Below are 10,746 nucleotides of genomic sequence, written 5' to 3'. Positions count from 1 at the left end.
AATCTGGATGGCCTGGCGCAGATGGCCCATGGTGTCGGAGAAGTCCTGGCTGGTCTGCCATTTGGCACCGGCCCGGCCGCGGACCAGGCGCTCCAGCTCGGCGCCGTCATGCCGGGTCAGCGTGTGTTCGGGCCACGCGGGCACCTGATAGCGCAGCATCGACGGCAACAGGGCCCGGCCCTGGTCGCGGCGGGTCAACGTGGAGGCCCGCAGCGCCACCGGATGCGGTGAGCTGACGAGGGCGATCGCGTCGACCGCGCGCGGATGCAGCACGGCCGTCGCCCAGCACACCAGGCCGCCGTCGGCGTGCCCGACCAGCGTCGCCGTCTTGTGCCCCAGCGCGCGTACCAACCCGGCGGTGTCCCCGGCCAGGGTCCAGCCGTCGTAACCGCGGGGTGGTTTGTCGCTGTCGCCATAGCCGCGCAGGTCGACCGCCACGACCCGGGCGCCGGGCAGTCCGGTGAGTTGGTGACGCCACGACCACCAGAACGAACCGAACCCGTGCAGCAGGATCACCAGCGGGCGATCGGGCTGTGGGCTCTCGCTCTCGCCCTCCACCACATGGAAACGAATACCGTTGGCGTGCACCTGCAGATGCCGCCATGGCCCCTCGATCCTGGTGATCGACGGGTCGGGTGGGGGCATTACCAGCCTGACGGGTCGGTGGCCGGCCTGGTTGGGACAGCTGGCAGCGCGGCCTTGTCGTGGCCGGGCGTGAGTGCCTCGCGTGTCTCCTTGACCGATTCGATGGTCTGCTGCGGACCCTTGATCCGTCGCACCTTCAGGAAGCCGAACACCGCGAGCGCCCCCGTCGTCAGCACCATCAGCCCGAACACGATCAGGAAGGCCACCCAGCGCCAGAGCCAGGTGTCGAGCAGCTCGGCCAGGAAGAAGAAGAAAAAGAAGGTCGAGTAGAACAGGACCACCAGCGCGGCGATGAAGAACACGCTGCCGGTCAGGCCCTTCTTCACATCGCGGGTGATCTCGGCCTTGGCCAGTTCCACCTCGGCGCGCAGCAGGGTGGATACCTGTGCGGTGGCGTCCTTGACCAGGTCACCGATCGAGGGGTCCGGCTTGGGGGCATGCGGGTCGACGAGCGGAATCGAGGTCACCGTCGTCGGAACGCCGTCCCTGCGGTCGCCTGTGCTCATGGCGTTCATGTTGCCATGCGGCGAAGCCGTTAACGATCCCGGCCGACATCCGCGTCTTAGTAGACTGACCGCATTCTTGAGTTGCGCGGGTCGGGCGCGTCGATCGGAGGACACTTGACGAGCAGACGCCGCTGGCAGTGGCTCATTGGCGCACCGATCATCGCCGTCGTGGCGATGCTGACCCCGGCCCAGGCGCTTGCTGATCCGCCGGTGGTGCTCGGCGGCGGATCGGGCATCGTGGTCAACGGCGATGCGTTCTGCACGCTCACCACGATCGGGCACGACAGCGCCGGCCGACTGATCGGTTTCACGTCGGCGCACTGCGGGGGTCCCGGCGCCGTGGTGGCAGCCGAAGGTGTTCCGACCGCCGGGGTGGTGGGCACGATGGTCGCCGGCAACGATCTGCTGGACTACGCCGTCATCCAGTTCGATCCGGCCAAGGTGACTCCGACCAACAATGTCAACGGATTCCAGATCGACGGACTCGGGCCGGACCCGGTGTTCGGCGACATCGCCTGCAAACTGGGCCGCACGACGGGGTCTTCGTGCGGTGTTACCTGGGGGCCCGGACAGGACCCGGGCACGATCGTCAACCAGGTCTGCGGCCAGCCCGGCGACTCGGGCGCGCCGGTCACCGTCAACAACCGGCTGGTCGGCATGCTCCACGGCGCCTACACCGAGGAATTGCCGACCTGCGTGGTGAAGTTCGTGCCCCTGCACACGCCGGCCGTGACCATGTCGTTCAACACGCAGCTGGCCGACATCACCGCCAAGAACCGACCGGGAACGGGTTACGTCCCGGTCGGTTAGGCGGACGTCCTACTTACTGGCTCACTTGCTGGCGCGGATCGCCTCGAACACGCTGGGGTCGACCAGCGTCGAGGTGTCACCGAGCTCGCGGCCCTCGGCCACGTCACGCAGCAACCGGCGCATGATCTTGCCGCTGCGGGTCTTGGGCAGCTCGGGCACCACGTGGATCTCCCGCGGCTTGGCGATCGGGGAGATCTCGGTGGCCACCTGGGCGCGCAGTTCGTCGATCATGTTCTCGGCGCCGCCATGCGCGCTGGCCTTCAGGATCACGAATGCGCAGATGGCCTGGCCGGTGGTGTCGTCGCTGGCGCCGACCACGGCGGCCTCGGCCACCCCGGAGTGCCCGACCAGGGCCGACTCCACCTCGGCGGTCGAGATGCGGTGGCCCGAGATGTTCATGACATCGTCGATGCGGCCCAGCACCCAGATGTTGCCTTGCGCGTCGTAGCGGGCGCCGTCACCGGCGAAGTACCAGCCCTGCTCGGCGAAGCGCGACCAGTAGGTCTCCTTGAACCGCTGCGGGTCGCCCCAGATGCCGCGCAGCATCGACGGCCACGGCTGGTCCAGCACCAGATAACCCGTGACGTGTTCGGCTTCGTCGGCGCCGGGCACCAGCTCGTTGCCGTCGTCGTCGACGATCTTGGCCGAGATGCCGGGCAGCGGCGTCATCGCCGATCCGGGCTTGGTGGCGGTGACACCGGGCAGCGGGGAGATCATGATGGCCCCGGTTTCGGTCTGCCACCAGGTGTCCACGATCGGAGTCTTGTTGGCGCCGATGACTTCCCGGTACCAGCGCCAGGCCTCGGGGTTGATCGGCTCACCGACCGAACCCAGCAGCCGCAGACTCGACAGGTTGTGCGCGGCCGGGATCTGGCGGCCCAGCTTCATGAACGTGCGGATCAGCGTGGGAGCGGTGTAATAGATTGTGACGCCGTACTTTTCGATGATCTCGAAGTGGCGGTGCTCGGTGGGCGAGGTGGGCGTGCCCTCGTAGACCACCTGGGTGGCGCCGTTGGCCAGCGGCCCGTAGGTGATGTAGGTGTGCCCGGTGACCCAGCCGATGTCGGCGGTGCACCAGTACACGTCGGTCTCGGGTTTGAGGTCGAACACGTTGTAGTGGGTGTAGGCCGCCTGGGTGAGGTAGCCGCCCGAGGTGTGCACGATGCCCTTGGGCTTGCCGGTGGTGCCCGAGGTGTACAGCAGGAACAGCGGCTGCTCGGAGTCGAAGGCTTCCAGGGTGTGCTCGGTGGACGCCTTGTCGACGGTCTCGTGCCACCACAGGTCGCGTCCGTCGGTCCAGTTCACGTCGATTCCGGTGCGCCGGACCACCAGCACGTGCTCGACCGACGGCTGATCGGAGACGGCCTCGTCGACCGCATCTTTCAGCGACGCCGCCTTGCCGCGCCGGTACTGGCCGTCGGTGGTGATGACGAGCTTGGCCGCAGCGTCCTCGACGCGCGCCTTGAGCGCACTGGCCGAGAAGCCCGCGAAGACAACACTGTGCATGGCGCCCAGGCGGGCGCAGGCCAGCATCGCCACGATCGCCTCTGGCACCATCGGCATGTAGATGGCGACGCGGTCGCCGGCGGTCAGGCCGAGCGCAGCCAGTGCATTGGCGGCCTTGCTGACCTCGTCCTTGAGCTGGGCGTAGGTGATGTCGCGGGCGTCCCCGACGGGCTCACCCTCCCAGTGGATCGCGACCCGGTCGCCGTTGCCTGCCTCGACATGGCGGTCGACGCAGTTATAGGCGACGTTGAGCTTGCCGCCCACGAACCACTTCGCGAACGGTGCCTCCGACCAGTCGAGCACCTCGCTGAACGGGGTCTGCCAGCTCAGCCGGTTGGCCTGGGCGGCCCAGAACGCCAGCCGGTCTTTCTCGGCCTCTGCGTACAACTCGCCCGTCGCGTTGGCGTTGGCCGCGAAATCGGCAGGCGGCGGATAGGCTGACGGAACTTCGGTAGACGTCGCTGGCGCGTTTGACATGGGTGTGAGCCTAGTCACCAAAGGTTGCAGCGGCGTTGGGAGCTCACAAGGCGGTTGCCGGGCGGCTGTCCTGATGCGCCCAACGGTCGGCGAGACGGCGTTCAGCGGTCGGCTAGCGTTTCGTTCATGACCGATCCACTCGCACCGCTGCTCGACCTGCCCGGTGTTTCTGCGGCCAGCGACGAGGCGCGTGAGGCCCTGGGCCGGGCGCATCGACACAAGTTCAACCTGCGCGGCTGGCCGCAGTCCGCGGCCGAAGCTGCGTTGCGTGCGGCTCGGGCCTCGGCAGTGCTCGACGGCGGGGCCGTCCAGCTGTCCGCCGACGGCGAACCCGACCCGGTCACGGCAGGCGCCATCCGGGTCGCCGAGGCACTCGAAGGCGGCGCCACCGCGCTGGTCGGTGTGTGGCAGCGCGCCCCGATGCAGGCGCTGGCCCGGTTGCACGCCCTGGCCGCCGCCGACCTCACCGACGAAGAGCATCTGGGCCGGCCGCGGACCGATCCCGACGTCGGCCGCCGCCTCGAGCTGCTGACGGAGATTCTGGCCGGCGGCTCCAAGGTTCCCGCCCCGGTCCTGGCCGCCATCGCCCACGGCGAACTACTCAGCCTGGCTCCGTTCGGCACCGCCGACGGCGTGGTGGCCCGCGCGGTCTCGCGCCTGGTGACCATCGCCAGCGGGCTGGACCCGCACGGGCTCGGGGTTCCCGAGGTGCACTGGATGCGGAAGTCGGGGGAGTACCGGGCTGCTGCACGGGGATTCGCCTCGGGTACGCCCGACGGGCTGACCGCATGGCTGCTGCTCAGTAGTGAGGCACTGAAGGGCGGAGCGCGGGAAGCGCTGCAGATCGCCCAGTCTGCAGCGGGTTGACGCTCCGCGTCAGAGGACTCTCAGCAAACGAAAGCGGGCGACGGTCCGAAACGATGTTTCGGCTCGTCGCCCGCTAGCACGGATACCGGTTACCAAGCGTGCCAACGTGGGTTGCGTGGGTGGCCTCGGCGTCCTTGCAATGCGCTTCGGCTGCAACCCTACCCAAAGGGCCGTCGTGGCCGTCCGCTCTTCGCAATCACGCAGGCCCGCAACACTTTTGCCTATTCCGCGGCATGTGCTCCGCGTGGGTGCCGGGACCCGTGCTGGGGAGCCTGGTTCGGGAGATCTAGCCTTCTCTTCCGGCTAACTCTTGGCCTCATCCAAGCTTCCGTGGTTCCTTTGTACTACGTGACCACGGTCACAGCAAGGGTGAAATGCACCCGACTTCTGATCGTTACGCCGGGGTGTCAGCTACTACATGCGGTAGGTCAGGAAGTGAAGCGGCGCAGCAGTGAATATGTCAGTGCACCCGCCGCGATGGCGCTGATGCCGACGGCCGCGGTGGTGGCCACCGCGGCTCCGGACGGCGCCGGCAGCCGGTCGCGCAACGACACCGGCCTGGTGAAAGTCAGCACCGGCCACCCGCGGGAGGCGGCCTCCTTGCGCAGTCCCCGGTCGGGATTGACCGCGGTGGGGTGACCCACGGATTCGAGCATCGGGACGTCGGTGATCGAGTCCGAGTAGGCGTAGCAGTGGTCCAGCGCGTAGCCCTCGCGTGCGGCCAGGGCGCGGATTGCTTCGACCTTGCCCTCGCCGAAGCAGTAGAACGCGATCTCGCCGGTGTAGCGGCCTTCCTCGACCACCATGCGGGTGGCCATCGCGTGGGTGGCGCCCAGTGCCCTGGCGATCGGCGCGACGATCTCCTCGCCCGAAGCCGACACCACCACGACGTCGCGGCCGCACAGCTTGTGGTCAGCGATCAGCTCGGCTGCCTCGGCGAACACCAGGGGATCGACGATGTCGTGCAAGGTCTCGCCGACGATCGACTTGACCTGTTCGACATCCCAGCCCGTGCACATGTTGGTGATGTAGCTGCGCATCCGGTCCATCTGGTCGTGGTCGGCGCCCGACATCAAGAACAGAAACTGTGCGTACGTCGACTTGAGAACAGTGCGGCGATTCAGCAGACCCTGGTTGAAGAAAGGTTTGCTGAAAGCAAGGGTGCTGGACTTGGCGATGACGGTCTTGTCGAGGTCGAAGAAGGCCGCGGTGCGCACTGGTCGACCGTCCTGCGGCCCGGATTGCTGTGCGATCAATTCCCCGGCAGCCCGATCGGAAGCGGTCACAAGCGCCAGCATAGAGGCACGTGCACCCTGCCATCTGTCCGGTAACGCAAAATGGCAGTTCACGACACATTCTTGTGGACGGTGACTCCGCAATCCCGTCGGTAGCCCGCGCAGGTGTCTCTTGCGTGTTTTGGCAGTTCCGTGTGTATAGTGAGCATTACTCGGCTTATGCCGAGGGTGTATCAGCCCGACCCCCCGGGGCTGATACACGACGACCTCCGCCTCCTCCCCCCCTGGCGGGGGTCGTCCCTTTTCCAGGGGAAGAATCCTTGGCCGTCCGGCCGCGTTGGTTGCGGAACCGTATTTTCACTGGAACTCGGCGGTACGTTCGCGGACCGTGGTTCATCCCCAGCGCACGCTTCATCCACAATCCGTGAATTGGTGATGGTGCTCGGTTCGTGATTGCCCGCAGGGTGGGCATATGGCCGTTCCGAACCCCTCGATCACCCCGACCGGCACGGTGCTGGCACTGATCGGCGACCCACTGCTGCGTGACGATGTGTCCCGGGTGGCCGCTGCCGCCGGCGTCGGTCTCGTCGTCGTCGACGAACCCTCGGGGCGGAAGGCTTGGATGGCGGCCGCCGCGGTCGTACTCGACGCCCCGTCCGCGCAGCGATGCGCCGCCCGGGCGCTACCCAGGCGCACCAGGGTGATCCTGGTCGGCAACGACGCCCCGCGGCCGGATGACTGGCAGGCCGCCATCGCGATCGGCGCGCAACACCTGGTGACGCTTCCCGGCCAGGACGCCGAGCTGGTCGCTGCTTTGTCCGAAGCCGCCTCCCACGACGACGCCGGTCGAGGTCCCGCAGTGGCCGTACTGGGCGCCAGAGGAGGCGCCGGGGCGTCGGTGTTCGCGGTGGCACTGGCGCAATCTGCACCGACCGCGCTGTTGGTCGAGGCCGACCCGTGGAGCGGAGGGATCGACCTGGTGGCCGGCAGTGAGGATCTGGCCGGCCTGCGCTGGCCGGATCTGGCACTGCAGGGCGGTCGGTTGGGTTATCCGGCGCTGCGCGACGCGCTGCCTCGTCGTGACGGGGTCAGCGTGCTCTCCAGCGGACGCTCGGGTGCCGATATCGAGGCCGGGCCGTTGGGTGCAGTCATCGACGCGGGGTGCCGCGGTGGCGTCACGGTCGTGTGCGATGTGCCGCGACGGGCCACCGAAGCGGCCGAAACCGCTTTGGACGCCGCCGATCTGGTGGTCCTGGTGACACCGGCCGACGTGCGGTCGTGCACCGCAGCGGCGGCGGCGCGACCGTGGGTGCTGGCCTGCAACCCGAATGCCGGTGTCGTGGTGCGGGGTCCGTCCCCGGGCGGGCTGCGAGCGGCCGAGGTGGCCCGCATCGTGGGCCTGCCGATGCTGGCCGCGATGCGCGCACAGGCCGGCATCGTGGAGGTCCTTGAGCGTGGCGGGCTGCGGGTGCGCCCACGGTCGCCGTTGGGCTCGGCGGCGCGCCGGGTGCTGTCGGTACTGGCCGGTCACCCCGACCAGGACGCGGCATGAGCACCTCACTGATCGACCGGGTCCGCGAACGGCTCGCGGCCGAGGCCACTCCACTGAATCCGGGTGCGGTCGCCGCGGCGATCCGGGCCGAGTCCGGCGGACTGCTCGGCGATACCGAGGTGCTGAGCAACCTGCGGCTGCTCGAGACCGAACTGACCGGTGCCGGTGTCCTGGAGCCACTGCTGGGTGGCCCGTCGACCACCGACGTGCTCGTCACCGCACCCGACGCGGTGTGGGTGGACGACGGCAGCGGATTACACCGCAGCGCAGCGCGTTTCCCTGACGAAGCCGCGGTCCGCCGGCTGGCACAGCGGTTGGCGTTGTTGGCCGGACGCCGGCTCGACGAGGCGCAGCCCTGGGTGGACGGTCAGCTCACCGGTATCGGCCCCTTCACCGTGCGTCTGCATGCGGTGTTGCCTCCCGTCGCTGCCGCAGGCACCTGCCTGTCCCTGCGGGTGTTGCGCCCGGCTACACAGAATCTCGACTCCCTCGCGCGGTCCGGGGCGATCCCGCCGCAGGCCGCCGAGCTCGTGCGTGCGGTCATCCGGGCCCGGCTCGCGTTTCTGATCTCAGGCGGCACCGGCTGCGGCAAGACCACTCTCCTGGCCGCGGCGCTCGGTGCCGTCCCCGCCCACGAACGCATCGTGTGCGTCGAGGACGCCGCCGAACTGGCCCCGTCGCATCCGCATCTGGTCAGGCTGGTGGCCCGGGGTGCCAACGTCGAGGGCGTCGGTGAGATCACGGTGCGCGACCTGGTCAGGCAGGCCTTGCGGATGCGCCCGGACCGGATCGTCGTCGGGGAGGTTCGTGGGGCCGAAGTGGTGGACCTGCTGGCCGCGCTCAACACCGGGCACGACGGCGGGGCGGGGACAGTGCATGCCAACAGTCCGGCGGAGGTACCGGCTCGATTGGAGGCCCTCGGTGCGCTCGGTGGCTTGGACCGCGCCGCGCTGATCAGTCAACTCGCGGCGGCCGTGTTATCTGTAGGTCGGTTGCGGGTGTCCTCGACTGTCGCTGACGGTGATCGGGATGGTGTTTGCGACCGTGGGCGACATGCTTATCTGTAGTGCTGTACTCGATGATCTGCGCTCTGCGGGGCGGGTTTTGGCGGATCGGTGTGAATCGGGAATGCCGCGTGTGACTGTGGTTGAAATTTCTTAGCGCTGTCAGGTTGTGGCGGTGGCTGGTTGTGGTGTTGGTGTGGGGTGTGTTGTGGGTGTGGTGGGGCGTTGTGGCCACCAGCTGGCTTGGCGGAGCAGGGTGGCGATGGCTGGGACGGTGAGGGTGCGTACGAGGAAGGTGTCCAGCAGTAGTCCGCAGCCGATGATGAGTCCGGTTTGGATCATGATGGCTACCGATCCGATCATCAGGCCGAACATGCTGGCTGCGAAGATGAGGCCGGCGGAGGTGATGACTGAGCCGGTGGTGGCTACGGTGCGCAGCACGCCGACGCGGATGTTGTGGGTGGATTCTTCGCGGAGTCGGGATACGAGCAGCATGTTGTAGTCGGCGCCGACGGCGACGAGGATGATGAACGCTAGTAGTGGTACGGGCCAAGCGATTTGGTGGCCGAGGATCCATTGGAAGACGATGACTCCGATACCGAGTGAGGCCAGGTAGTTCAGCACGACGGTGCCCAGCAGATATAGCGGGGCGATCAGGGCGCGTAGCAGGGCGATGAGGATGAGTCCGACAATGACCAGGGTGGCGATGGCCAGTTGGGTGAAGTCGGATGAGAGCAGGCGTTGGATGTCGGAGTTGACGGCGGGGAATCCGGCGACCGAGACGGTGGCGTGGTCCAGGGAGGTGTTGGGGCGTGCGGTGTTGGCGACGTCGGTGATCTGGCGGGCCAGGTTCATCGCCTCGCCGCTGTAGGGGTCGGTGTTGGTGTCGATGGCGAAGCGGGCGGTTTTGCCGTCGGGTGAGAGGAAGTGTTTGGCGACGTCGGCGAATTGGCGGTTGTCGAAGGCTTCGGGGGGCAGGTAGAAGCCGGTGGCGGCATCGGATCCGGCGGTGGCGCGGGCGGAGTTTTGCAGTTGGGCCGCGATTTGACTCATCCCGGACAGCATTTGGATGTTGCTGTCGGCCAGGGTGTGCACGCCGGTGGCCAGGGCGCGTGCGCCGGAGGCCAGTTGGCTGATGCCGTGTTGGAGTCGGCCGATGTTGGCGGTCAGGTTTTCGGGGTTGCCGAGGGTTTTGAAGGCGTTGTTCATGGTGGCCACGGTGTGTTGCACTTCGGTGAGGGTGCCGGTGACGGTGGCGTTGGTGGCCGGGTTGTACTGGTCGCCCAGGGTGGCGAGTTGGGTGAAGAATCCGTTGTCGCGCAGGGTGGTCAGGATACTGACCTGGTCGCGGATCTGGGTGCATTGCGGGGTGGTGATACACCACGGTGAGGTGTTGAGTGCGGTGACGAGCGGGTCGAGGGCGGCGATGGCGGTCTGGGCGCGTTCGGCCAGGGGTCGGATGCCGGGGCCGGCTTGGATGGCGGTGTCGACCTCGGGTGCGGTGGCTGAGAGTTGTTGCAGCAGCGGGCCGAAGCGCTGCATGTTCTCACCGGCGGCGCCGGCTTGGGTGAGTACACCGCCCAGGGGGGTGAGCGCGGTGCGCACGGTGGTGTCGAGTTGGGCCAGGCCGTCGGCGAGTTGGTCGGCGCCGTGGGTGAGCTTGTCCAGGTCGGTGCGCCGGTCGTTGCCCTGGGCGACCGAGTCGGCCATCTTGTCGCCGATTTGTCCGTTCTGCCAGGACAGTTGGGCTTGGTCGAGGCGTTGCCCGGCCGGTCGGGTGATCCCGGAAACACGTGTCACGGCCGGGATTTGGGCGATGCGTGAGGCCATCTCGTCGAGGTCGGCCAGGCCTTTGCCGGTGCGCATGTCGGTCGGGTTTTCCACGACGAGGAATTCGGTGATGACGACGTCTTTGGGGAAATGGCGGTCCAGCAGCTGATAGCCCTGGTTGCTGGCGGTGGTGGGGGGTTGTCCTTGGCGGTCGTCGTAGCTGATGGTCATGGTCGCCGCGGCCGCTGACAGTGCCACCAGGATGGTCAGGCTGATGACCAGCAGCGGCACCGGGCGACGCACCACGGCCACGGCCACGCTGTTCCAGTAGCGGCGGGTGCGGTCGGGTTTGGGTTCGCCGATGCCGCGGGTGG

General features: G+C 67.8%; 8 protein-coding genes and 1 pseudogene. 4 read left to right on the top strand and 5 right to left on the bottom strand.

Annotated features, from left to right (window positions below; translation table 11 throughout):
• Positions 1-645, bottom strand: a pseudogene (locus TX88_RS26220) (alpha/beta fold hydrolase); the annotation flags it as partial.
• Complete coding sequence (locus TX88_RS26215; RefSeq protein WP_044522030.1) at positions 645-1,151, bottom strand: phage holin family protein; 507 nt, start codon at positions 1,149-1,151, stop codon at positions 645-647. The gene TX88_RS26215 and the pseudogene TX88_RS26220, both read right to left, overlap by 1 nt.
• 174 nt (positions 1,152-1,325) lie before the next feature.
• Between TX88_RS26215 and TX88_RS26210 the strand changes: the two genes are divergently transcribed.
• A complete protein-coding gene (locus TX88_RS26210; protein ID WP_110918204.1) occupies positions 1,326-1,961 on the top strand; it encodes a chymotrypsin family serine protease in 636 nt (211 codons plus the stop codon).
• A gap of 21 nt (positions 1,962-1,982) precedes the next feature.
• Here TX88_RS26210 and acs read toward each other — a convergent pair whose 3' ends face one another.
• The gene (gene acs / locus TX88_RS26205; RefSeq protein WP_044520998.1) at positions 1,983-3,944 is read right to left on the bottom strand and encodes an acetate--CoA ligase; all 1,962 of its coding nucleotides are present in this window, start codon (positions 3,942-3,944) and stop codon (positions 1,983-1,985) included.
• 126 nt (positions 3,945-4,070) lie between these two features.
• On the opposite strand from acs, the gene TX88_RS26200 reads away from it, so the two are divergent.
• Complete coding sequence (locus TX88_RS26200) at positions 4,071-4,811, top strand: Fic family protein (protein ID WP_044520997.1); 741 nt, start codon at positions 4,071-4,073, stop codon at positions 4,809-4,811.
• Positions 4,812-5,239: 428 nt separating this feature from the next.
• On the opposite strand, the gene TX88_RS26195 is transcribed toward TX88_RS26200, so the two are convergent.
• Positions 5,240-6,109: an HAD-IB family hydrolase gene (locus TX88_RS26195; RefSeq protein ID WP_044520996.1), complete on the bottom strand. Its 870-nt coding sequence runs from the start codon at positions 6,107-6,109 to the stop codon at positions 5,240-5,242.
• Between the two features lie 409 nt (positions 6,110-6,518).
• Between TX88_RS26195 and ssd the strand changes: the two genes are divergently transcribed.
• Together ssd and TX88_RS26185 are read left to right on the top strand one after the other, a co-directional pair.
• Complete coding sequence (gene ssd / locus TX88_RS26190) at positions 6,519-7,598, top strand: septum site-determining protein Ssd (protein WP_044520994.1); 1,080 nt, start codon at positions 6,519-6,521, stop codon at positions 7,596-7,598.
• Positions 7,595-8,665: a TadA family conjugal transfer-associated ATPase gene (locus tag TX88_RS26185; protein WP_044520993.1), complete on the top strand. Its 1,071-nt coding sequence runs from the start codon at positions 7,595-7,597 to the stop codon at positions 8,663-8,665. The genes ssd and TX88_RS26185 overlap by 4 nt, the downstream gene beginning before the upstream one ends.
• A gap of 99 nt (positions 8,666-8,764) precedes the next feature.
• Here the strand turns inward: TX88_RS26185 and TX88_RS26180 are convergent.
• On the bottom strand, positions 8,765-10,746 hold a 1,982-nt coding region (locus TX88_RS26180), incomplete at its 5' end, for an MMPL family transporter (RefSeq protein ID WP_044520992.1).

The organism is Mycolicibacterium septicum DSM 44393 (assembly GCF_000455325.1).
GTDB classification, from domain to species: domain Bacteria; phylum Actinomycetota; class Actinomycetes; order Mycobacteriales; family Mycobacteriaceae; genus Mycobacterium; species Mycobacterium septicum.
Note: the sequence above shows the minus strand (reverse complement) of the source record. Positions and strands in the feature narration are given on the sequence as shown.

Bases quoted from the DNA above. Each gene is read 5' to 3' on its own strand.
- TX88_RS26215 (WP_044522030.1), bottom strand. From the start codon at position 1,151: ATGAGCACAGGCGACCGCAGGGACGGCGTTCCGACGACGGTGACCTCG.
- TX88_RS26210 (WP_110918204.1), top strand. From the start codon at position 1,326: ATGCTGACCCCGGCCCAGGCGCTTGCTGATCCGCCGGTGGTGCTCGGC.
- acs (WP_044520998.1), bottom strand. From the start codon at position 3,944: ATGTCAAACGCGCCAGCGACGTCTACCGAAGTTCCGTCAGCCTATCCG.
- TX88_RS26200 (WP_044520997.1), top strand. From the start codon at position 4,071: ATGACCGATCCACTCGCACCGCTGCTCGACCTGCCCGGTGTTTCTGCG.
- TX88_RS26195 (WP_044520996.1), bottom strand. From the start codon at position 6,109: ATGCTGGCGCTTGTGACCGCTTCCGATCGGGCTGCCGGGGAATTGATC.
- ssd (WP_044520994.1), top strand. From the start codon at position 6,519: ATGGCCGTTCCGAACCCCTCGATCACCCCGACCGGCACGGTGCTGGCA.
- TX88_RS26185 (WP_044520993.1), top strand. From the start codon at position 7,595: ATGAGCACCTCACTGATCGACCGGGTCCGCGAACGGCTCGCGGCCGAG.